This is a genomic window from Pseudarthrobacter sp. MOO14 (assembly GCF_058267675.1).
In genome coordinates, this window is the sequence record NZ_CM177849.1 from 268,817 (window position 1) to 290,750 (window position 21,934).

The following is a 21,934-nucleotide window of genomic DNA, read 5'->3' on the forward strand; positions in this document are numbered from 1 at the left end:
CCTGCTGCCCGTTGCTGGGCAGAGGGTGGCCCGCCCGAGGTCAGCCGAGGGATATTCCCGCGGGGCCGGCGTCGAACCCCAACCCGGTGCTTGCCCTGCCGATGCCCGGTTCCGCCCAGTGGGCCGCATATTCCGCATTGCTGCTGAGGGAACGGAGCTGGGCGCGGTCGATATAGAGGATGCCGTTGAGGTGGTCCGTCTCGTGCTGGACGATGCGGGCCTGCCAGCCGGAAAACACGCGCTGCTCCGCCGCGCCGTCGGGCGTCAGGTAGTCCAGCAGCACGGTGTCCGGCCGCGACACCACGGCCTGCAGCCCGTTGAGGGAAAGGCATCCCTCGTAGAACGCTGCCTGCCCGGACCCTTGCGGGGTGTAGCGGGGGTTGAGGATTGCCAGGAATTCCAGCGGGCTCCGGTGCCGCAGCGCTGCGGCGTCGGGGTCGACGTCGTACAGGTCTTCCAGGACCGCGAGTTGCAACGGGATGCCAAGCTGGGGCGCGGCCAGGCCGACACCGGGGGCTTCGTGCATGACCTGGCGCATGACCTCGATGAGGCGGCCAAGCTGCTCCGCCGAAAGTTGACCGTGGAACTCTGCGGCCTGCTGGCGCAATGCGGGGTGGCCGGCCTGGACGATCGGCGGCAGGGAACCGGTGGACAGGATCCGCTCCACGGCCTCACGGATTTCGTCGGGTCCGGCAGTCGTCGGGGGAGCACTCTGGATCATGATGACAGCCTACTGGGGGACGGCCTGCGGAAACCTCGGCTAGGGTCGATTGCATGGTTGATGAGTTGGCGCACGGCTCGCCGCTGGCGCGTGTCCTGGAGTTTATCCGTGTCCTTGAAGCGGGGGGTGGCGCCGCTGAAATCCGCCCGTTCCTCTCGGACGGATTTGTCCTCACGGAAGCGCCGCACCTGCTGGCACCGGAGGGATCCACCCGGACGCTGGAGGGCGTGCTTTCCGGTGCTGACCAGAGCCGCCAGGTAGTGGAGGACCAGGAGTTCGTGGTCCGTCGGACGACATGCGAGGGCGGCCGCGTGGCCGTGGAAGCCGATTGGTCGGCCACCCTGCTGATGGATCTGCGGTACTGGGATCGCGGCGAGACCATCCGGGCCAGGACGTCCTCCGTCTTTGAGGTGAAAGACGGCCTTATTGTGAGCCAGGACAGCTACGACTGCTATTTCCGCTAGCCACGCCCCGGCCCACCACTGGTTCACTGCATGGTGAACCGCATGGCTGCCCACCGGTTGACTGCCGGAATGGAGGCGGCAGTACCGAGTGCCGCCGTACGGATTCGAAGCAACGGAGCCGGCAGGGGCCGGCCGAGCGCCATGTTGATTTCGGCCTGGCGGCGCGCACGGACCGCTGCCCTTCGCCGGGCCCTTTCGAAGTCACTGAAGTGGCTGTCCGCAGGGCCGCCGGGGAGGGCCTCGAGAACCAACGGGGCGAGTGCTTCGGCATCAAGCCAGCCCAGGTTCATGCCCTGGCCGCCGATGGGGCTGATTTCATGGGCCGCGTCGCCCAGCAGGATTACCCGTCCGGCCACAGTACGGCCGGCGATGGCCGAACTGACGCTGAAGGCGCTCAGCATGGAAGTGGTGGCCGGGTCGGGAACGATTCCGGTCCGCCGGCCCACCAGGCCGGCCAGGTCGGTGGCCGTTGCGGAACCGGCCGGGCAGTCGAGCCGCACCACCCAGCGGCGGATTCCGCCCGGGAGCGGGAACGATTCCACGATGCCCTGCTGCTCGAGGAAGAGGGCAGCCTTTTCACCCAGTCCGCTGTCGTCGTCGACATCCCCCATGAGGTAATGGTCCTGATACGTCCTGCGGGCGGCAGCCACGCCCAGGGCGCCCCGGAGCCGGGAACGGGCACCGTCCGCGGCCACCAGCAGCGCGGCCGTGGCCCGGGCCGGCGCCCGCGATGGCTGATCCGGGGACTCGAACGCGACGGTGACCCCGGCGCCGTCGTCAGTGAACCCCGTAACGGTTGCGCCCCTGACCAGGGCGTTCGGGTCCAAGGCCAGCACGCGGTCCGCCAGGATTTGCTCCGTCCTGAACTGGGGCAGCGCAAGGACGAAGGGAAAGTTGGCGGACACGGTGCCGAAAGCCATGGTGCCGACTGTTCTTCCCCCGCTCAGGGCGACGCCTTCACGGATCCGGACACCCTCCCGAACGAGGGTTGGTACCACGCCGATCCGGCTAAGTGCCTGCAGCGCCGGCGGGTGGATACCGATGGCCCGGGTGTGCTGGTTCCGTGACGTACGCTTTTCCAGCACCTTGACGGTGACGCCCTCCTGGAGCAGGAGCCCGGCAAGGAACAGCCCAACAGGGCCGCCGCCGGCGATGACAACATCGGCAGCCAGCTCAGCCATGTCGCCACGTCAGGACTTGATGGAATGCCGACGACCTTTCCACGAACCAGCCCGGGGGAGCGGCGGCGGACAATTCAGCGGGTTTATAGCTGCGCCGGATGGAGGTCAGGCCGTCCTCGCGGATGAAGGAGTGCCGGAACGGCAGCGCGGCAACGCTGAAGAGGGCGAAGGCTGCCGGGCTGCGGATGAGGTCGTTATGCAGCGATGTCCTTTCCGCGAGGATTTCCGAATCTGCCAGCAGGTGCCGGAGCTCTTCGGGAGACAGGTGGTGCAGGACATGGTTGGAAATGACGACGTCGAACCGGGCCTTCTCGCGGACGAGGTCGCTGCTGTGGGCCTGCCGGAAGTCCACACCGGAGGCAGCAGCACGCTGCCGGGCAAAGCGGGCGGCGCGGGGATCCGGGTCGATTCCCGTGATGTGCATCTTCTTCCCGTCCCGGGCGGCCCAGCGGGAGAGCATGACGGCGAGGTCGCCGCCGCCGCATCCGACATCCAGGATGGTCAGCGGGCGCGGCTGTGGCGGAACGATGGGCCGAAGCTCCCTCGCATACAGTCCCCGCCAACCGGACAAGACTCTGTTGATGACGCCGAACTGGCGGTAGGTGTTGTCCAAAAGCCGGGCATCACAGTCGGCGCGGTCCATCTGCTCGACGGCAGCAGCAGCGCGGCGGGCCAGCATGAAATCCATCGCCCGGACCCGGTCAGCCGACTGCCGCTGCCTCGGCGGTGGCCGCATCCGACGTCTTTCCGTGTCTTGCAACGGCCTGACGGAGCTTGGTAAACAGGCCTGTTTCCACGGTGAGTCCCGGGCCGAAGGCCATGGAACAAATGCGTTCACCCCCGCCGGTTCCGTCCCGGAGTGGTTGTTCCAGGATGTGCTTGAGGACGAAAAGCACCGTGGCGCTGCTCATATTCCCGTAGTTGCGAAGGATTTCGCGGGCGGGCACCAGCTGCTCCTCCGTGAGGTCCAGCCGGGACTCGACCTTGTCCAGGATGCTGCGGCCGCCCGGATGGATGGCCCAGTGGGGGATTGAGGTGTAGGGGAGTGCCGCCAGTTCCGGTTCCCGTGCCAGCAGGGGCTCCAGGGCGCCCACAATGTGTTCGTCGATGATGTGGGGCACGTAGTTGCCGAGCACCATTTCGAACCCGTTGTCGCCGATGTTCCAGGCCATCGAGTCTTCGCCGACAGGGGTGAGGACCGTTTCGAAGTGGTCCAGGGCGAGCAAAGCGGTGTCGCGGGCTCCGGGCCGGGCCGTGACGACGGCGGCAGCGGCTCCGTCGGCGAACAGCGCTGAACCCATGATGGCATCGGGATCGTTGGACGTGCGCACGTGCAGGGAACACAGTTCCGCGCAGACAACCAGGACGACGGCCTTGGGATCGGCCTCGCAGAACAACTTTGCGGCGCGCAATGCGGGAAATGCCGCGTAGCAGCCCATGAAGCCCAAGTGGTACCGCTGGACGGCCGGGTTCAGCCCCAGCTCCCGGACCACCTTGTAGTCCGGGCCGGGGTTGAAGAATCCAGTGCATGAAACAGTGATGAGGTGAGTTATGTCAAGTAAACCAAGATCCGGGACGGCCGCCAGGGCAGCGCGGGCTGCCTGAATGAAGAGCTTCGTGGCTTCCCGGGCAAAGATATCGTTGCGGACCCTGGTGCTGGGATTCAGCAGGAGTCCGGATTCCTGGTCGTAGAACTGCGGGTTGACCGAGCGGGATGCGTTCGTCATTTCCTCTACGGCGGTAAACCGTGTCTCGATGGCTGCACCGTCAAAGCAGGTGTTCACCAGCCGTGAGCCCAAACGCGACAATCCCGGCTGCGCAGCGAAGACATCGCGGGCTTCGGACTGGATCAGCTTGGTCGTCGGGACTGCAGTTTCCAGGGAACACACGTAGGCCGTCATTGGTTCATTCTTGACGCGCGCCGCACCAAAGACAATGGGCCCCAAGCCGATTGACCAGCCGATCCGCGGGATTGGGCCTTGGAGATCCGCCCCGCTCCCGGAGATTCCCAAAGCGCCGATAATCTACATTATGTAAAGTAAAGTTTTCGGAGAGCCTGGACTGGAGCGCTTCGCAGCCCTCTCCCGGCTCCCGAATTTGGCGGACGTTCAGTGGCGCCGGCGTATGGAGGCCCCAACCACGCCTCCGAGCGCGAGCCCCACGGCGCAACCCCAGAAAGGGCTCTGAAACAGGGCCAGGCCCAGGCTGAATCCCATAGCGGCCCCGACCAGCGTGCAGATCCATAACGGTTTGTTCACTATCTCTCCGGATGCAGGGAGTGACGTCGATCCCTGCCGACATTACTGCATGCCCCCATAACTGCTTCGAAGAGACAACACCCCCCATTGCAGCAAATAGGTAGCTGCGACCAGTGTGCGGCGGCTCTTTGCGGTCCTATCCTGTTGCACAGGGCGGCAAGCCCAAAGGCCTGCTGCGGGCCACACGGTGGAGCGGTTCCTCGGATGCCGCCCTTTTCATGAAGCTGGCGCCGGCGCCCCACACCCCTACGTTTCCCAGGACGCCCGATGCGAGAATTTGCCTGCCTTCAACATTGCCCAGCCTGCCCCGCGAACGGGCAGGCGTGTCATAGCCATTTGCGGGGGGAAGCCCTGAAGCGGGCTCCGGGACGTCCGATCCTGCTACTGCGGCCGGCCCCGGTTAAGGTCCGGTCACTGCGGGCCATCGCCATCGCATATACAGTCACAGACGTCCTCGTTGAGTGGGATGGTGACGCCGGGTACCAGCTCAGCTGGGAGGCGAGCTGGCTTGTCCGCAAGGTGCGCCGAGCGCCTGCCGGCGACCCCCTTCCGGAGGCACCCTGACCACCCCACTCCCCTGGCCCTGCCTACCAGCCCGGCAGCTGCTCATGCTGCCCCGGACAGCTAGAGTGAAAGCCATGGATTCCCTCAAGACGAAGCCTGCACCATCAGTTGTGGCGCGAACCGTTATCCTTGCCGCCGCGGCTGACCTCATCCTCATCCTGGCATTTGCGGCAATTGGACGCGATGCCCACCACCGGGAAGAACCGGTCCTGGGTGTCTTGCTCACAGCGTGGCCATTCCTTGCCGGCGCAGCCGCCGGCTGGATGGCAGCACGGGCATGGAGGAATCCACTGTCAGCACTCCGTGCAGGAGTTCCCGTATGGGTTGGCAGCCTGGTCGGTGGAATGGTCCTCCGGGCGCTCACCGCCCAGACCGTGGTCCTCCCCTTCATCATCGTGGCCACATTGGCCTTGGCAGTTTTCCTGGTGGGCTACCGGCTGCTGCTTGCCGGCGTGGTACGCCTGCGTCGCAGGTGAAGCCTCAGCTCAACGGGGAAATCCCCAGCCTGGAAGGCATCCGGAAGATGCCCGCCCGTGTAATAGGCTGGCAGCAGGGAAACAGCTGCCGGGCTTAGCCGCGGCGGAACTGATTGAAGGGGTTCAAACGTGGTCACCGCATTTGTTCTGATCAAGACTGACGCCGCACGCATTCCGGAGACGGCCGAGGAAATATCGGCCATTGAGGGCATCAGCGAGGTGTACTCCGTCACCGGGGAATGGGACCTTATCGCCGTGGCGAGGGTGCCAAGGCACGAGGACCTGGCAGACGTCATCGCTGACAAGCTCTCCAAGGTGCCAGCAGTGGTCCACACCACCACGCATATTGCCTTCCGCGCCTACTCGCAGCACGACTTGGATGCCGCATTCTCGCTTGGCTTCGAACAGTAGGCGGACCTAGGCGCGGGACAGCGAAACCCAGCGGTCCAGCACCGCAGCGGCTGCACCGGAATCGATTGAGTCCGCCGCCCGTACGAAAGCCGCCTGCATACGGGCCAGGAACGGACCACTTGCGTCGAGATCGAAGGCGACCAGGCCGGCGGCCGCGTTGACCAGGACCGCGTCCCGGGCCGGACCTGGCTTCCCGGAGAGCACATCCCGGACCACACCGGCATTTGCAGTGGCGTCTCCCCCGCGCAGTTGTTCCACGGTGGCCAGGCTGATGCCCAGGTCTTCAGGTGAGAAACGGAGCTCGCTGACGGCACCGTCGCGGATTTCCCACACGGTCGACGGACCGGTTGTCGTCAGTTCGTCGAGGCCGTCGTTCCCCCGGAACACCAATCCCCTGCTCCCCCGCCGCGCCAGGACGCCGGCCACGAGGGGCGCCATCCTTGCGTTGGCAACGCCGACGGCCGACGCCTGTACGTTGGCGGGGTTCGTCAGAGGCCCCAGGAAGTTGAACGCGGTGGGAATCGCCAGCTCGCGCCGGGGAACGGCCGTGTGCCGGAAGGAGGGGTGGAAGACCTGGGCAAAGCAGAACGTGATGCCGGCTTCCTCCGCATTGCGTGCCACCCGGTCGATAGGCAGGTCAAGGCGGACACCGAGCGCCTCCAGCACATCGGCAGAGCCGGACGACGACGACGCCGCCCGGTTGCCGTGCTTGACGACCTTGGCGCCGGCACCCGCCGCTACCAGGGCGGCCATCGTCGAGATGTTGACAGTGTTAAGTTGGTCACCACCGGTGCCGACGATATCGAGCTTCTCCCCGGAGATTGCCACCGGCTTGGCGTGGGCCAGCATGGCTTCCACCAGGCCGGAGAGCTCGGCCACTGTCTCCCCCTTGGCGCTGAGTGCCACGAGGAAACCGGCGATCTGGGTTGGCGTCGCTTCGCCGGACATGATGGTGTCCATGGCCCACGACGTGTTGTCGGCCGTAAGATCGGCGCCCTTGATCAGCGCCGAGATGAGCCGGGGCCAGGTGTTGCCGGACGCTGCAGATGCCTGTGAAGTCACCTGCTGATGCTATCGAGCGATGGTGCGCGCTGACCAATATGAACGTCGGCCGGAACTTTTCGGGACGAATTCGCGTCTTTGTAGAAAAAGTCCCCCGAAAAGGCGGTTTGCGTTGGGCAGCACGGACTTTTGCAGACATAATGTCTATGTGACATCTGCGACCCATGCCCCCAGTACCCCGGCGCACCCCACGCTGAACCGCCCCAATATGGTTTCTGTCGGAACCGTAGTGTGGCTGTCCAGCGAGTTGATGTTCTTCGCCGGTCTCTTTGCCATGTACTTCACGCTGCGCTCAACGAGCGGTCAGATGTGGGCGGAAGAGACAGCCAAGCTCAACTTCCCCTTTGCGCTCGTCAACACGATCGTCCTCGTGGCCAGTTCCTTCACTTGCCAGATGGGCGTGTTCGCCGCCGAACGGCTGCAACCCCGCCGCGCCGGCGGAGCCCTGCAGTTCGCCCGCTGGGGAATGAACGAATGGTTCACCCTGACGTTCCTGATGGGCGCGTTCTTCGTTGCCGGCCAGACCACCGAGTACGCAATGCTGGTTTCCGAGCACGTCTCGCTCTCCTCCAACGCTTACGGCTCTGCCTTCTACATGACCACCGGCTTCCACGGCCTGCACGTCATTGGCGGCCTGATTGCCTTCCTGCTCATCATGGGCCGGTCCTTCGCCGCGAAGAAGTTCGGACATTTCGAAGCAACGTCCGCAATCGTCACCTCTTACTACTGGCACTTCGTTGACGTCGTGTGGATCGGCCTCTTCCTGGTCATCTACGTACTCAAGTAGCCAGCTTTGATTCTTTTTCTACAAGAGGCAGAATTTCAGGTAGCGGCTCCCGGAGCCGGCGCAGGATCGAATAAAGGAACCACCACGTGAAGGCACTCTCACAAAAGCGGCGTCACCCACTTGCAGCAATAGCGCTGCTCCTGATGGGGCTCCTCATCACTGGTGGGCTCTACGCCGTGGCCACCAGCATGAACGAGGCCAAGGCGAGCACCACCACGGCAAGCGCAAGCGACGTCGAAGAGGGCGGCAAGCTTTTCGCGGCGAACTGCGCCACCTGCCACGGCATGGGTGCCAGCGGTTCCAAGGATGGTCCCTCGCTGGTGGGCGTCGGCGCCGCAGCTGTTGACTTCCAGGTTGGCACCGGCCGCATGCCGATGCAGATGAACGGACCCCAGGCGATGAAGAAGCCTGTCCAGTTCAACGAGCAGCAGACCTCACAGCTTGCAGCCTATGTCGCTTCCCTGGGAGCCGGCCCGGCAATTCCTGCAGACGAGCTGACAAATGGCGGCGGCGACGCTGCTGCCGGTGGAGAGCTGTTCCGCACCAACTGCGCCATGTGCCACAACGCCGCCGCCGCCGGCGGTGCGCTGACCCGCGGCAAGTTTGCTCCTGCTCTTGCCGACGTAACCGGCAAGCACATCTACGAGGCCATGGTCACGGGCCCGCAGAACATGCCGGTGTTCAACGACGCCAACATCACCCCCGAGGGCAAGAAGGACATCATCACCTTCCTGAAGCAGATCGAGTCCACCGGATCCCCGGGCGGAGCCGACCTGGGATCCCTTGGCCCGGTAGCTGAAGGCCTGTTCGTGTGGGTTGCCGGTCTCGGCGTCATCATCGCCTTCACCATCTGGCTGACCTCCAGGACTTCCTGACGTCCCGCAGGACACACAATACTTCTGCTGCCCTGTCAGCAGCTTGAAATTAGAAACTAACCCGGCAACTGCCGGGACGAGAGAAGGATGAGGCGAATTATGGGCAACCATAGTGACGGCAGTCCGAACCACTCGGGCACCGTAGCTACGGCTGGTCAGAATGAGGTGGAGAAGTTCCAGGATCCTGGGATTCCCCCGCATCGTTTGCGCCTGGCTGACACGGACCCGAGAGCCGCAAAGCGGGCAGAACGGCAGGTCGCCTTACTGTTTGGCATTTCTGTTGTTGGCACCCTGATCTTCCTGGTGGCGTACTTCGCCATCGATCTGGGTGACGACTCCAGCATCGCCACCATCCGGCTCCAGAACGCCCTGCTGGGCATTGGCACTGCCTTTGCCATGTTGGGTATCGGAACCGGCATCGTGCACTGGGCCAAAGCCCTGATGCCCGATCACGAAGTCTCCGAAGAGCGTCACGCGATCCGTTACGAGGAAGACCGCCAGGCTGCGGTCCGCATCGTCGACGACATCGTGGAAGAGACCGGCATCAAGCGCCGCCCGCTGATCCGCAACACCCTCCTGGGTGCGGTGGCCCTGGCTCCGCTTCCTGCAATCGCGATCTTCGGCGACCTCGGACCCCGCCCTGACGACAAGCTTGCACATACCATGTGGGCTCCGCAGGACGGCAAGCGCAAGCGCCTGACCCGCGACCCTGACGGAACCCCCATCAAGGCTTCGGATGTCACCATCGGCTCGGCGTTCCACGTCATCCCCGAGGGACTCAACGAACTCGAGGAAGGCAAGCTCAACGAGAAGGCAAAGTCCGTTGTGTTGCTCATGCGCCTGGATCCCGCCTCGCTGAACCCGTCCAAGGGCCGCGAAGAGTGGGGTTACAACGGCATCGTTGCCTACTCGAAGATCTGCACCCACGTTGGCTGCCCCGTTGCTCTCTACGAGCAGCAGACGCACCACCTGCTGTGCCCGTGCCACCAGTCCACCTTCGACCTCACGCAAGAGTGCAAGGTGATCTTCGGCCCCGCCAGCCGTCCTCTCCCCCAGCTGCCGATCGCAGTTGATGACGAGGGCTACCTCGTCGCTACCAGCGACTTCCATGAACCCGTAGGACCAAGTTACTGGGAGCGTGATTCGCATGAGCGCAGCATCAACAGCTGAGCCGGCTTTCGTCGCCAAAACCAAGACAGGCCGGATCACCGACTTCGTCGACTCGCGTGTCGGCGGTTCGGGGATCCTCCGCGAGTTCGGCCGCAAGGTCTTCCCCGATCACTGGTCATTCATGTTCGGCGAAGTGGCGCTGTACTCCTTTGTCATCCTGCTGCTGTCCGGAACCTTCCTGACGTTCTTCTTCGATCCGTCCATGGCGGAGACCCACTACGACGGGTCCTACGTCCCCCTTAAGGGCGTGGAAATGTCGGTGGCGTACAGCTCGTCACTGAACATCTCGTTCGACGTGCGTGGCGGGCTCTTCATGCGCCAGGTCCACCACTGGGCAGCACTGCTGTTCGTGGCGTCCGTGGCCGTGCACATGCTCCGGGTCTTCTTTACCGGCGCGTTCCGCCGCCCGCGTGAGATGAACTGGGTTGTCGGCTGTGTCCTGCTGATCCTGGCCATGGCCGCCGGCTTCACCGGCTACTCGCTTCCCGACGACCTGCTCTCCGGCAACGGCCTGCGCATCATCGACGGCGTGATCAAGTCGATTCCGGTCATCGGCACGTACATCTCGTTCTTCCTCTTCGGCGGAGAATTCCCGGGCACGGCCATCATCAGCCGCCTGTACATGCTGCACATCCTGCTGGTGCCGGCACTCATCCTGCTGATGATCGTTATGCACCTCTTCATGGTCGTGGTCCACAAGCACACCCAGTACCCCGGCCCCGGCCGCAACGACAACAACGTCGTCGGCTACCCCCTCGGACCCGTGTACGCCGCGAAGGCCGGTGGATTCTTCTTCATCGTCTTCGGCGTGATCGCTTTGATGGCCGCGTTCTTCACCATCAACCCCATCTGGAACTACGGACCTTATGACCCCTCCCCGGTTTCCGCAGGCACTCAGCCTGACTGGTACATCGGGTTCGTTGACGGCGCCCTCCGGCTCATGCCCGGGACGCTTGGCAACTGGCACGTCGAGCAGATCTTCTTTGGTCACGTGTTCACGTTCAACGTCCTCCTGCCTGCACTGGTACCGGCCGGGATCCTCTTCACCGTGATGTTCACCTACCCGTGGATCGAGCGCTGGGTGACCAAGGACGACCGTGAGCACCACGTCCTCGACCGTCCGAGGAATGCTCCGACCCGTACCGCCATCGGCATGGCCGGCTTCGTCTGGTACTGCGTCATGTGGGCGGCCGCAGGTTCGGACCTCATCGCAACCCACTTCGGTGTCTCCCTGAACGATGTCACCTACTGGCTGCGTGCACTGTTCTTCGTCGGCCCGATCATCGCGTTTATCGTCACCAAGCGCGTGGCTTTGGCCCTGCAGCGCAAGGACCGCGAAATCGCCCTTCACGGCCGCGAGACTGGCCGGATTGTTCGGCTTCCGCACGGTGAGTTCATCGAGGTGCACGCGCCACTGGATGAATACAAGCGGTACAAGCTGGTTGGTTTCGAATCACCCCAGGTACAGCCGGCTGTGCCGAACGAGCACGGCGTGGTCACCCGGAAGGAAAAGCGGCGCGCGCTGCTCTCCCGCTGGTTCTTCGAGGACCGCGTTGCTCCGGCAACCCCCGCGGAGCTGGAAGCAGCACACGGCCACGGCCACGAGGCTGTCGAAGCTGCAGAGGGCACCAAGAGCCTGACGCACTAGGAAACTCCAGCTGTAACGAAGGGCCCGATCCATGCCGGATCGGGCCCTTCGTTTTGTCGTCCGGGCTCTGTACCCTGAACACCGCCGGCAGTACTCCCCCGGGCTGTTTCAGTGGTTGCGCGTCCTGCGGGCACCAGGCCGCTGCAAAGGAACCCACAGCTTGTACCGGTCGGCGCGGTAGTACGAAACGGAATAGTCGACCATGGCGCGCGCCACAAACGCATGCCGCTGGATCTTCAACAATGGCGCCCCCACCTCCACGTTCAGCAACCGCGCCGTGGAGGGCGATGCAGCCGTCGCCTCGATCATGTCCTCGCCCCACTCCATCACCAGGCCGAATTGTTCGCTGAGGACGTTGTACAACGACGTGGGAGGTTCGTGGTCAAGCAGGCCAGGGACGCGGTGGGCAGGAATAAAGTTCTCGTCGACACTCATCGGCTCCCCGTCCGCCAGCAGGAGCCGGCGGAACCGTACCACCGGTGTTCCCTCGTCGAGCTGGAGTTCGCGGGCCAGGAAGGCACTGGCTCCTATCTGCTCGAAACTGAGGACTTTTGCCGCGGGAACCATGCCGCGGCGCTGCATCTCTTCGCTGTAGGACGTCAGCTTAACCTGAAGGTCGAGTTTCGGCCGCCGGACGAACGTTCCCAGCCCGACTACACGTTCGATGACCTCCTCCCCCACCAAGGCATCGATGGCTTGCCGGACGGTCATCCGGGCAAGTCCGAATCGTTCGGCAAGGTCACGCTCAGATGGAAGCGCTGAACCCGGAAGGCAGGATTCGGCTATGTACGCCCTCAGGATCTCGCGGAGTTGCACATAGATCGCGGTGCCGCTGGTGCGGTCAATTTCGCCGGTGATAGCGGTGGCGCCAGCTGCCATGGTCCCTCTTCCTGCCGTGGTTGTCTTCCCTCATTTTAGGACGGTCTAGACCAGTGGGTGACCGCTGTCCTTTTTAGTGCCGCGGGTTGCCCGCCCGCTATATTTAGTCAGGAAAATTTGACCGCCGACGGATGGGGCCGTCGTGACGAAGGAGTCCCCTTTGCCAACACTGAAGGCCGTTGTGACAGCACTTGAGGGCCTGCACGCACGCTCTGCCGCCGTGTTCGTCCGTGCCGTTACCGACACAGGGTTTCCCCTGGCCATTCGAAAGGACGGTGGCGGGCTTGTAGACGCACGTTCCCTGCTCCAGGTGATGGCGGCCGACTTCCGGCAGGGCTGCGAAGTGGAACTGGTGGTCAGCGACGACGCCTTGGACGGCGCTCAGGACCACGGGCGGGCGCTGGAAGCACTCAGGGACCTCTGCAGGCTCCTGGAGTCCCAGGGGGCCACCCAGGGCGTCTAGGAAATGCAAAACGTCGGGCCCCACCGAAAGGTGGGGCCCGACGTCGTTATTACTGCAGAGGCCTAGTGCGCGTGGTCACCGCGGCTGTATTCGTAGACCCAGCCGACGAGGGCCACGACGGCAATGCCGCCGGCGATGAAGACGATCCAGAAACCGACTGCCATACCGAGGAAACCGGTGGCGCACGCAATCCCGAGAACCAGGGGCCACCAGCTCCAGGGGCTGAAGTGTCCCTGCTCGCCGGCACCCTCGTGGATCTCGGCATCGCTGCGGTCTTCAGGCCGCAGCCCAACCCGCTTACCGGTGAATCCGAGGTAGGCGCCGATCATGCCTGCCAGGCCGCCGACGAGGAGAATGCCCAGGATGCCGACCCATTCGCTCCAGTTGGTCAGGAAGCCGTAGACCAGGGCGACGGGGACGAAGAAGAAGACTCCAGAGCCAAAGATCCAGGATTCAATTTTCACTGTGCGGTGTCCTTCTGGTCAGCGTTGCCGAGCACTGCGGCTGCGGGGGCAGGCGAATCGACGGTGTGTACCTGTCGGAGTTCCGGGTGGTGCAGGTCCAGAGCAGGACGCTCTGAGCGGATCCGGGGCAGGGACGTGAAGTTGTGGCGCGGCGGCGGGCAGGACGTGGCCCACTCCAGCGACGCTCCGAAGCCCCAAGGATCATCCACCTGGACCTTTTCGGCATTCCGCCACGTGATGTAGACGTTCCAGAAGAACGGAATCAGGGAAGCGCCGAGCACGAAGGATGCCACCGTGGAGAACTGGTTCATCCAGGTGAAGTTGTCCTCAGGCAGGTAGTCGGCGTAGCGACGGGGCATGCCCATGACGCCGAGCCAGTGCTGGATCAGGAAGGTGCCGTGGAAGCCCAGGAACAGCAGCCAGAAGTGGATCTTGCCCAGGCGTTCGTTGAGCATCTTGCCGGTCCACTTGGGCCACCAGAAGTAGAACCCGGCGAACATGGCGAACACGACAGTGCCGAACACCACGTAGTGGAAGTGCGCAACCACGAAGTAGGAGTCCGATACGTGGAAGTCCAGCGGCGGGGAAGCCAGGATGATGCCTGTCAGGCCACCGAAGAGGAACGTGATGAGGAAGCCGATGCTCCACAGCATGGGGGTCTCGAAGGTCAGCGACCCCCGCCACATGGTACCGATCCAGTTGAAGAACTTCACGCCGGTGGGCACCGCGATGAGCATGGTCATGAACGAGAAGAACGGCAGCAGGACTGCGCCGGTGACGTACATGTGGTGGGCCCAGACGGTCACGGATAGGGCAGCAATGGCGATGGTTGCGTAAACCAGGCCCTTGTAACCGAAGATCGGCTTGCGGCTGAACACGGGGAAGATCTCAGAGACGATACCGAAGAAGGGCAGCGCAATGATGTATACCTCGGGGTGTCCGAAGAACCAGAACAGGTGCTGCCAGAGGACTGCACCGCCGTTCGCGGGATCGAAGATGTGCGCACCGAACTTCCGGTCCGCGCCGAGGGCGAAGAGGGCCGCGGCCAGCGGCGGGAAGGCCATGAGCACCAGGATCGCCGTGATCAGGGTGTTCCAGGTGAAGATGGGCATCCGCCACATGGTCATGCCCGGGGCGCGCATGCAGATGATGGTGGTGATGAAGTTGACCGCGCCGAGGATGGTGCCGAAGCCGGACAGTGCCAGGCCGAATACCCACAGGTCACCGCCGATGCCAGGGGTGAACGTGGTGTCGGAGAGCGGCGCGTAGGCGAACCAGCCGAAGGACGCAGCACCCTGGGGGGTGATGAAGCCCGACACTGCGATGGTGGAGCCGAAGAGGAAGAACCAGAACGCGAGGGCGTTCAGGCGCGGGAACGCGACGTCGGGGGCGCCGATCTGCAGCGGCATGATCACGTTGGCGAACCCGGCGAAGAGCGGGGTGGCGAACATCAGGAGCATGACGGTGCCGTGCATGGTGAACAGCTGGTTGTACTGTTCCTTGGTCTGCAGGATCTGCATGCCGGGTTCGAAGAGCTCGGCACGGATCAGCAGCGCCATCACGCCGCCGAGGCAGAAGAACACAAACGATGCGATCAGGTACATGTACCCGATGGTTTTGTGGTCTGTGGAGGTGATCCAGTTGACGACGATGCGTCCCTTGGATTTTGGTACCACGGGCGCCGACAGGGCTCCCGCGGGTGCGGATTGGGTGTACGTAGCCACGTCGCTCCCCTTACTTGGTTTCGTTCAGGTTCGGGTTGCGGTCGTACTCAGCACCAAGCAGGCCGGTGTTGCCTTCAGCCTTGAGCTGGTCCATGTGTGCCTGGAATTCGGTTTCCGACACCACCTTGACGCGGAACAGCATTTCGGAGTGGTACTCGCCGCAGAGTTCGGCACACTTGCCGTCGTAGGTGCCCTCTTTAGTGGGGGTGAACCGGATGTAGTTGGTCTTGCCGGGGATCATGTCGCGCTTCTGCAGGAAGGCGGGAACCCAGAAGGAGTGGATGACATCGCGGGAATTTAGTTCGAGGTCAACGGACTTGTTGACCGGCAGGTACAGCGTCGGAAGCTGTTCCATGTCGATGTTGTTGCCGGTCAGGTGGGCCTGGACACCGGCCTCGTGGAGGTCTTCCTGGATGACGTCGCCGGACTTGTAGTTGAAGTCCCACGCCCACTGCTTGCCGCGGACGTCGACGACGACGTCGGCAGGCTGCGAACGGTCATCGATCGCCTGCTGGTCACGGTCGGTGAAGTAGAAGAACACCAGGACCATGAAGATCGGGATGGTGAGGTAGAAGACCTCGAGGGGAAGGTTGAAGCTGGTCTGCCGCGGGAAGCCCACGGTTCCCTTGCGGCGGCGGTAGGCCACCAGGCACCAGATGATCAGGCCCCAGGTAATGGTGCCCACCACGAGCGCAGCAATCCATGAGTTGACCCAGAGGTCCATGATGCGGTCGGTGTTGCTGGTGGTGCCACGTTCAGTGGGCATCCACCCTTTCTCTACCTCTGGCGAACATCCGGTCAAAACCAACGCGCCGGCAATAGCCAAGCTTGAGATCGTTGTGATCGTTTTGCGTCGGCTGCCGGTTCGGTTCTGCGAACTCACAGACGGCCCTTCCTACTTGTTGCTGTTGTCCGGGCTGCCATGGGCGCTCCGGGCACACTAAAAGTTTTACTACTCGGTGTAGAGCTTACCGCTCTGCCGGGCGTTTCGCCCACATGTCAGCGCCGAGCCTCCGTGCCGTTTTGGACGGCGGGAGGCTCGGCGCGGACATCGGGCGAAATAACCGGGTTAGTGGAACGAATCACCGCAGGCGCAGGAGCCTCCGGCGTTCGGGTTGTCGATGGTGAAGCCCTGCTTCGAGATGGTGTCCTCGAAGTCGATGCTGGCTCCGCTGAGGTACGGAACGCTCATCTTGTCCACGACGACCTCAACTCCGTCGAAGTCACGGACGGCGTCGCCGTCGAGGAGCCGCTCGTCGAAGTAGAGCTGGTAGATCAGCCCCGAGCAGCCGCCGGGCTGCACAGCCACGCGGAGCCGCAGGTCCGTGCGGCCTTCCTGCTCGAGGAGGCTGCGTACCTTGCCTGCAGCGACGTCGGTCAGGTCAACCTCGTGAACGGGCAGTTCTTCACTGGCCGCAGCGGTGGTCGCGGTGCTGTTTTCGTTGGTTGCGGTGCTCATTGGCCTACCTTCTTAGGACGGTCTGGCGGCGCCGCCTGACGGCGCCTGCCCCTACGGATACGGTATGGGCTATAGCTACATGCTACGCGCGGCAGTCCTGTAGCTCTAACTCCTGACGTAACCGTCAAAACCTGCCGGTTGTTCCCTGGGAGCGCCGCCTAGGCGAGGCCTTCGCTGTTGAGCCGGGCCAGCATCAAGGCTTCAGCCAGGACGGCGTTGCGGAAGTCCCCGATGTGCAGGGATTCGTTGGCGCTGTGGGCGCGGGAATCAGGGTCCTCCACACCCGTGACCAGGATCTGCACGTCGGGGTAGACCTCCGTCAGGTCGGCGATGAACGGGATGGAACCGCCTATCCCGGTTTCGACGGCGGGAACTCCCCAGGCCTCGCCCAGGGCCCATATGGCCAGCGAAGCGGCGGCCGAAGAGGTGTCGGTGCGGAATGGATTCCCGGCCTCCCCCGGCGTGAAGACCACCTTCGCGCCGAACGGGGCGTTCGCTTCCACATGGCGGCGCACCGCTTCCATGGCGTCCGACGGCACCTGCCCCGGCGCCAGCCGGAGGCTGAACTTGGCCCGTGCCCGCGGAATCAGGGTGTTCGAGGCAACATCGACGGCGGGCGCGTCGAACCCGATGATCGACAACGCAGGTTTGGTCCACAGCCGTGAGGCGATGCTTCCGGTGCCGGCCAGGCGCACTCCGTCCAGGACCGACGCATCGGCGCGGTAGTCGGCCTCGGGCATCTCGACGGACGCCGTGTCGGTGGCGACCAGCCCCTCGATCGCGACGTTCCCGTCGTCGTCGTGGAGGGTGGCGATCAGGCGGGACAGCAGGGTCGGTGCGTCGAGGACAGGGCCGCCGAACATGCCCGAATGCACGGCATGTTCGAGGACCTGAACTTCGATGACGCCGTCAACCAGTCCGCGGAGGCTGGTGGTCAGGGCAGGTATCCCGACTTTCCAGTTGCTGGAATCCGCAACCACGATGACGTCAGCGCGCAGCAGTTCGCGGTTGGCCTCCAAGAAGGAACGGAACGTTGGCGAACCGGCTTCCTCCTCGCCTTCGATGAAGAAGGTCACGCCGAGTCCGAGGGAGTCGGAAAAGACCTCGGAGACGGCGGCATACGCGGCAATGTGCGCCATGATGCCGGCTTTGTCGTCGGCGGCGCCGCGCCCGTACAGCCGGCCGTCCTTTTCGACGGCGGTGAACGGTGCGGTCTCCCACAGGGCTTCGTCACCAACAGGCTGGACGTCGTGGTGGGCGTAGAGCAGGATGGTCGGCTTCCCTTCCGCCGCAGGGCGCCGGGCGACGACGGCGGGGCCGCCGGGGGCGCCGTCCTCCTTGTTGACGGTCAGGACCTGGACCTCGGGCAATCCTGCTTCACGGACAAGGGCGGCGACAGCGTCCGCGCTGCGTTCAAGCGGGGTACGGTCAAAACTGGGCCAGGCAATGCCTGGAATGGCCACCAGATCCTTGAGCCGGGCCAGGGTCTGGTCAAAGGACCGGTCTACCGCCGAACGGAGATCGTCCGTCCAGCCGGCAGCGCCCTGTCCCGATGTTTCTGAAGTGCTGTGCGGGGTGGCCGCAGGTGATGAAGTCATGGCCAAAACATTACCCCCGTCACATTCGGCCGCAGGCCGCCGGCAGCCGGGCGGACAGGCGGCGGGTGGGTTCCCGCAAGGTATTCTGGTCAGGTGTTCGGACGTAGAAAAGAAGCGCCCTCGGCGCAGGAAACAGTAGACCAGCAGGCAGCGGAAGCGGCGGCCCGGCAGAACAGCGTGGTGGGCAAGGGTGCCCCGACCCCCACCCGGAAGGCCCAGGAAGCTGCCCGCAAGCGTCCGCTGGTGCCGGAGGACCGCAAGGCGTCCAAGGCCGCCGAACGCCAGGCGGTCCAGGACCAGCGCTTGAAGATGCGCCGCGCGCTGGACACCGGAGACGAGAAGTTCCTCCCGCTGCGTGACAAGGGGCCGCAAAAGCGCTTTGCCCGCGACTATGTGGACGCGCGCTTCAATCTCGGCGAATACCTGATGTTCGGCGCGCTGCTCTTTGTCCTGGTGTCCTTGGTGGTTCCGGCCTCCAGCGACATGATGGTCTACGTGCTCGGCGCGTTCTGGGTAATGTTCCTGGCGGTCTTCGTTGACGTTTTCATCCTCTCCCGCAAGCTCCGGAAGACCCTGGCCCAGAAGTTTGGTGAGGTGGAACGCGGAACGGTCTGGTACGGCTCCATGCGCTCCCTGCAGTTCCGCAAGCTGCGCCTGCCCAAACCGCAGGTTGGCCGCGGACAGTACCCGTCCTGACGCGCGGGACCACTTAAACGCAGGAACCCCGGTGGTCAGCCCACCGGGGTTCCTGCGTTTAACGTTGAGGGTCAGCGGCGGCGGCGCTTCGCCAGCTGCCTGTTGATCCGTGCGGCCCAGAACGGTCCTTCGTACAGGAACGCGGTGTATCCCTGCACCAGGGTGGCTCCTGCGTCAAGCCTGTCCTGAACGTCTTGGGCGGACTCCACGCCACCGACCGACACCAAGGCCAGCGCATCATCAGTGGCGTCTTTGAGCCGCTTCAACACCTCCAGTGAGCGCTGCTTCAGGGGGGCCCCGGACAGTCCGCCGGCTCCGCACTTTTCCACGTCGCCGGCGGCCGAGGAGAGCCCCGTCCTGGCGATCGTCGTATTGGTGGCGATGATGCCGTCCAACTTCAGGTCCAGTGCCAGCCGGGCAACGTCGTCGATGTCTTCATCGCTCAGGTCCGGGGCGATCTTCACCAGCAGCGGGACGTGCCGCCCGGCGGCGCGGTCGGCTTCCTGCCCCACGGCAACCAGGAGCGGGCGGAGCGTTTCCACGTCCTGGAGCAGCCGCAACCCCGGAGTATTGGGGGAACTGACGTTCACCACCAGATAGTCGGCGGCGGGGGCCAGGCTGCGGGCGCTGACCAGGTAGTCGTCCACGGCGTCGGCCAGCTCCACCACCTTCGTCTTGCCGATATTCACACCGATGACGGGACGAACGTCCGGGTACCGGCGCTGAAGTGCTGCGCGCGCGGCCTTGAGCCGGGGCGCGACAGCTGCGGCGCCGTCGTTGTTGAATCCCATCCGGTTGATCACGGCCCTGTCCTGGACCAGCCGGAAAAGCCGGGGCTTCTCATTGCCGGGCTGCGCCTGGCCGGTGATGGTCCCCACCTCCACGTGGCCGAATCCAAGCTCGCTGAGGGCTTCGATGCCAAGCCCTTCTTTATCGAACCCCGCAGCAAGGCCGAATGGGGAGGGGAAAGTTACGCCAAAAGCGGTGGTCCGCAGCGACGGCGCGGGAGCCGTCAGCTTCTGCAGTACCCTTCCCGCGCCGGTGGCATGCGCGAGCCGGATCCCCTTGAATCCGATTTTGTGGGCGCGCTCGGCGTCCATCCATGAAAAGGCCAGCTTGAAGAAAGTGGGATAAACGCGCATGCCTCCAGTTTCCCGTCTGGTGGCGTCCCACACCAAAACGGAGAAGCGCCCTGGCAGGCGGCCGTACCCGCCACGCCGGATTAGCATGAGGGCATGCACTGGCAGCAGGACATCCTGGGTGGGGACTTCGAGTCGTGTTCCTTCGTGGCCACCGGTGCCGACGGCGTGGAGCGGACGGCAACCTTGGTCCGGCTCCGGCCGGCCAAGGATGTGGGCGCTCCGGATGGCCCCCGCCGGTCAGTGCTGTTCCTTCACGGGTGGAGCGACTACTTCTTCAACGCAGACCTGGCCTATTTTTGGGCGCGGGCCGGGTACGACTTCTATGCGCTGGACATGCACAACCACGGGCGCAGCCTGCGGCCGGATTTCCCGGGCGGCTACGTTGGCGACCTGGCCGCCTATGACGCGGAAATACAGCAGGCGTTCCGGCTCATCGCCCTTGCCGGCGGGCCAGGGCCTGCGGCACTGATGGGACACTCCACCGGCGGTCTGGTGGCGGCGCTGTGGACGAGCCGCCACCCCGGGGCCGTGTCGCAACTGATCCTCAACAGTCCTTGGCTGGAGATGCACGGGAGCGCACTGGTGCGCCGCGCCGCGTCAGGCATGGTGGGGCCGGTGGCCCGCTTCCGGCCCCAGGCGGTGCTCCGGCTTCCACCGCGGGGCCACTACTGGCGCACCATCAGCAGTGCGGCCGACGGCGAGTGGCCGCTTGACGAGCGGTACCGCCCGCGCATGGCATTCCCGGTGCGTGCGGGCTGGTTGAGGGCCGTGCTCGCCGGCCACGCCCGGGTGGCACAGGGACTCGGGATCCAGGTGCCCATCCTGGTGCTGCTGTCCGCGGGAAGCGCCAACGGGCTCTTCTGGTCGGAGGACATGCGGCGGACCGATGCGGTGCTGGACGTGGCGATCATCGGCGCGCGTGCCCTGACCCTGGGCACCACAGTGACCGTGGAACGAATTGACGGCGCCCTGCACGACGTCTTCCTGTCCCCTGAGCCGATTCGAACCGATGCCTACGCGCGGCTGGCACGCTGGCTGCGGGCTTACGGCTGAGGCCGTTCCGCTTCTGACCCGGCCGGTGCGGCGGCGTCGACAGCCCCACCGTAGCGGCGGTCCCGGCGCGCATATTCTTCGACGGCGGCCCACAGGGTGCGCCGGTCCACGTCCGGCCAGAGCGTGTCCATGAAGACGAACTCGGCGTAGGCGGACTGCCAGAGCAGGAAGTTGGACAGCCTTTGCTCACCCGAGCTGCGCAGGAAGAGATCCACGTCCGGCAGGTCCGGCTCGTCGAGGTACTTCTGGATGGTCCGTTCAGTGATGGAACCCGGTTTGAGCCGTCCCGCGGCCACATCCGCGGCTATCGCCGACACCGCGTCCGTGATCTCAGCACGGCCGCCGTAATTAACACACATGGTCAAATTACAGGTGCTGTTGGCCGCCGTGAACTCCTCGGCTTCCTCCAGTTCGCGGATCACGGACCCCCACAGCCGGGGCCGCCGGCCTGCCCAGCGGATCCGAACGCCCCACTCGTCCAGCTGGTTACGCTGCCTGCGCAGCACATCCTTGTTAAATCCCATCAGGAAGCGGACTTCTTCCGGAGACCTGCGCCAGTTTTCCGTAGAGAATGCGTAAACACTGACGTACTCGATCCCGAGTTCGATGGCACCGGCCATGACGTCAAGGAGGGCCGGTTCCCCCGCCTTGTGCCCTTCGATCCGGGGAAGGCCCCGCTGGTTGGCCCAGCGGCCGTTGCCGTCCATCACGATAGCCACGTGCCGGGGAATGAATTCCGCCGGGATGGTGGGCGCCACCTCGCCTGAAGGATGCGGGTAGGGTGCCGTTACCGGATGGGTCCGCCTGCGGGCTGCATTGTTCTTCTTACCCATGGCCAC

The 21,934-nt window shown here is 64.4% G+C and carries 23 protein-coding genes; 10 read left to right on the forward strand and 13 right to left on the reverse strand.

Going from position 1 to position 21,934, the window contains the following annotated elements; translation table 11 throughout:
- Nucleotides 1-40 precede the first annotated feature (40 nt).
- Nucleotides 41-721: a peptide deformylase gene (locus AC4EEV_RS01225; RefSeq protein ID WP_491329968.1), complete on the reverse strand. Its 681-nt coding sequence runs from the start codon at nucleotides 719-721 to the stop codon at nucleotides 41-43.
- Between the two features lie 53 nt (nucleotides 722-774).
- Between AC4EEV_RS01225 and AC4EEV_RS01230 the strand changes: the two genes are divergently transcribed.
- Nucleotides 775-1,185 carry a nuclear transport factor 2 family protein gene (locus AC4EEV_RS01230; protein WP_018761361.1) on the forward strand — a complete coding sequence of 137 codons (411 nt, stop codon included), beginning with the start codon at nucleotides 775-777 and terminating at the stop codon, nucleotides 1,183-1,185.
- A gap of 23 nt (nucleotides 1,186-1,208) precedes the next feature.
- On the opposite strand, the gene AC4EEV_RS01235 is transcribed toward AC4EEV_RS01230, so the two are convergent.
- From AC4EEV_RS01235 to AC4EEV_RS01245, 3 genes are read right to left on the reverse strand one after another with little or no spacing between them, the layout of a single operon-like run.
- Entirely contained in the window at nucleotides 1,209-2,366 is a 1,158-nt protein-coding gene (locus AC4EEV_RS01235) for an FAD-dependent oxidoreductase (protein WP_491329969.1), read from the reverse strand.
- Entirely contained in the window at nucleotides 2,359-3,045 is a 687-nt protein-coding gene (locus AC4EEV_RS01240; RefSeq protein ID WP_491330925.1) for a class I SAM-dependent methyltransferase, read from the reverse strand. Before AC4EEV_RS01240 ends, AC4EEV_RS01235 begins: the two co-directional genes overlap by 8 nt.
- Before the next feature lie 22 nt (nucleotides 3,046-3,067).
- Nucleotides 3,068-4,267, reverse strand: a complete 1,200-nt coding sequence (locus AC4EEV_RS01245) for a type III polyketide synthase (RefSeq protein WP_491329970.1) — start codon at nucleotides 4,265-4,267, stop codon at nucleotides 3,068-3,070.
- Nucleotides 4,268-5,262: 995 nt separating this feature from the next.
- On the opposite strand from AC4EEV_RS01245, the gene AC4EEV_RS01250 reads away from it, so the two are divergent.
- Together AC4EEV_RS01250 and AC4EEV_RS01255 are read left to right on the forward strand one after the other, a co-directional pair.
- Complete coding sequence (locus AC4EEV_RS01250; RefSeq protein ID WP_051083435.1) at nucleotides 5,263-5,664, forward strand: DUF3054 domain-containing protein; 402 nt, start codon at nucleotides 5,263-5,265, stop codon at nucleotides 5,662-5,664.
- Nucleotides 5,665-5,793: 129 nt separating this feature from the next.
- On the forward strand, nucleotides 5,794-6,075 hold the full coding sequence (locus AC4EEV_RS01255) for an Lrp/AsnC family transcriptional regulator (protein WP_018761366.1): 282 nt from the start codon (nucleotides 5,794-5,796) through the stop codon (nucleotides 6,073-6,075).
- Nucleotides 6,076-6,081: 6 nt separating this feature from the next.
- Here the strand turns inward: AC4EEV_RS01255 and trpD are convergent, their stop codons facing one another.
- The gene (gene trpD / locus AC4EEV_RS01260) at nucleotides 6,082-7,137 is read right to left on the reverse strand and encodes an anthranilate phosphoribosyltransferase (protein WP_491329971.1); all 1,056 of its coding nucleotides are present in this window, start codon (nucleotides 7,135-7,137) and stop codon (nucleotides 6,082-6,084) included.
- Nucleotides 7,138-7,285: 148 nt separating this feature from the next.
- Between trpD and ctaE the strand changes: the two genes are divergently transcribed.
- From ctaE to qcrB, 4 genes are all read left to right on the forward strand, one after another.
- On the forward strand, nucleotides 7,286-7,924 hold the full coding sequence (gene ctaE / locus AC4EEV_RS01265) for an aa3-type cytochrome oxidase subunit III (protein ID WP_196803315.1): 639 nt from the start codon (nucleotides 7,286-7,288) through the stop codon (nucleotides 7,922-7,924).
- Nucleotides 7,925-8,010: 86 nt separating this feature from the next.
- Nucleotides 8,011-8,799 (forward strand): cytochrome bc1 complex diheme cytochrome c subunit, encoded by a 789-nt coding sequence (gene qcrC / locus AC4EEV_RS01270; protein ID WP_018761369.1) that lies wholly within the window; start codon nucleotides 8,011-8,013, stop codon nucleotides 8,797-8,799.
- Between the two features lie 99 nt (nucleotides 8,800-8,898).
- Nucleotides 8,899-9,969 carry a cytochrome bc1 complex Rieske iron-sulfur subunit gene (gene qcrA / locus AC4EEV_RS01275; protein WP_026264469.1) on the forward strand — a complete coding sequence of 357 codons (1,071 nt, stop codon included), beginning with the start codon at nucleotides 8,899-8,901 and terminating at the stop codon, nucleotides 9,967-9,969.
- Nucleotides 9,947-11,617 (forward strand): cytochrome bc1 complex cytochrome b subunit, encoded by a 1,671-nt coding sequence (gene qcrB / locus AC4EEV_RS01280; protein WP_018761371.1) that lies wholly within the window; start codon nucleotides 9,947-9,949, stop codon nucleotides 11,615-11,617. Before qcrA ends, qcrB begins: the two co-directional genes overlap by 23 nt.
- Nucleotides 11,618-11,725: 108 nt before the next feature.
- Here qcrB and AC4EEV_RS01285 read toward each other — a convergent pair whose 3' ends face one another.
- Complete coding sequence (locus AC4EEV_RS01285; RefSeq protein WP_018761372.1) at nucleotides 11,726-12,496, reverse strand: GntR family transcriptional regulator; 771 nt, start codon at nucleotides 12,494-12,496, stop codon at nucleotides 11,726-11,728.
- A 160-nt stretch (nucleotides 12,497-12,656) separates the two neighbouring features.
- On the opposite strand from AC4EEV_RS01285, the gene AC4EEV_RS01290 reads away from it, so the two are divergent.
- Nucleotides 12,657-12,959, forward strand: coding sequence for an HPr family phosphocarrier protein (locus AC4EEV_RS01290; RefSeq protein ID WP_491329972.1), 303 nt, complete (start codon nucleotides 12,657-12,659; stop codon nucleotides 12,957-12,959).
- A 62-nt stretch (nucleotides 12,960-13,021) separates the two neighbouring features.
- On the opposite strand, the gene AC4EEV_RS01295 is transcribed toward AC4EEV_RS01290, so the two are convergent.
- The 5 genes from AC4EEV_RS01295 to AC4EEV_RS01315 all read right to left on the reverse strand — a co-directional run bounded on the left by AC4EEV_RS01295 (nucleotide 13,022) and on the right by AC4EEV_RS01315 (nucleotide 18,204).
- Complete coding sequence (locus tag AC4EEV_RS01295; RefSeq protein WP_018761374.1) at nucleotides 13,022-13,423, reverse strand: cytochrome c oxidase subunit 4; 402 nt, start codon at nucleotides 13,421-13,423, stop codon at nucleotides 13,022-13,024.
- Nucleotides 13,420-15,147: an aa3-type cytochrome oxidase subunit I gene (gene ctaD / locus AC4EEV_RS01300; protein WP_018761375.1), complete on the reverse strand. Its 1,728-nt coding sequence runs from the start codon at nucleotides 15,145-15,147 to the stop codon at nucleotides 13,420-13,422. Before ctaD ends, AC4EEV_RS01295 begins: the two co-directional genes overlap by 4 nt.
- 10 nt (nucleotides 15,148-15,157) lie before the next feature.
- Nucleotides 15,158-16,030, reverse strand: coding sequence for an aa3-type cytochrome oxidase subunit II (ctaC, locus tag AC4EEV_RS01305; RefSeq protein WP_026264471.1), 873 nt, complete (start codon nucleotides 16,028-16,030; stop codon nucleotides 15,158-15,160).
- Between the two features lie 186 nt (nucleotides 16,031-16,216).
- Nucleotides 16,217-16,606 (reverse strand): HesB/IscA family protein, encoded by a 390-nt coding sequence (locus AC4EEV_RS01310; RefSeq protein ID WP_133831571.1) that lies wholly within the window; start codon nucleotides 16,604-16,606, stop codon nucleotides 16,217-16,219.
- A gap of 158 nt (nucleotides 16,607-16,764) precedes the next feature.
- Nucleotides 16,765-18,204, reverse strand: coding sequence for a dipeptidase (locus AC4EEV_RS01315; protein WP_491329973.1), 1,440 nt, complete (start codon nucleotides 18,202-18,204; stop codon nucleotides 16,765-16,767).
- Between the two features lie 93 nt (nucleotides 18,205-18,297).
- Between AC4EEV_RS01315 and AC4EEV_RS01320 the strand changes: the two genes are divergently transcribed.
- Nucleotides 18,298-18,900, forward strand: coding sequence for a DUF3043 domain-containing protein (locus tag AC4EEV_RS01320; protein ID WP_461840956.1), 603 nt, complete (start codon nucleotides 18,298-18,300; stop codon nucleotides 18,898-18,900).
- Between the two features lie 71 nt (nucleotides 18,901-18,971).
- On the opposite strand, the gene AC4EEV_RS01325 is transcribed toward AC4EEV_RS01320, so the two are convergent.
- The gene (locus AC4EEV_RS01325) at nucleotides 18,972-20,042 is read right to left on the reverse strand and encodes a quinone-dependent dihydroorotate dehydrogenase (protein WP_491329974.1); all 1,071 of its coding nucleotides are present in this window, start codon (nucleotides 20,040-20,042) and stop codon (nucleotides 18,972-18,974) included.
- Nucleotides 20,043-20,135: 93 nt separating this feature from the next.
- On the opposite strand from AC4EEV_RS01325, the gene AC4EEV_RS01330 reads away from it, so the two are divergent.
- On the forward strand, nucleotides 20,136-21,095 hold the full coding sequence (locus AC4EEV_RS01330; RefSeq protein ID WP_491329975.1) for an alpha/beta hydrolase: 960 nt from the start codon (nucleotides 20,136-20,138) through the stop codon (nucleotides 21,093-21,095).
- Here AC4EEV_RS01330 and AC4EEV_RS01335 read toward each other — a convergent pair.
- On the reverse strand, nucleotides 21,086-21,934 hold the full coding sequence (locus AC4EEV_RS01335) for an isoprenyl transferase (protein ID WP_491329976.1): 849 nt from the start codon (nucleotides 21,932-21,934) through the stop codon (nucleotides 21,086-21,088). The genes AC4EEV_RS01330 and AC4EEV_RS01335 overlap by 10 nt on opposite strands.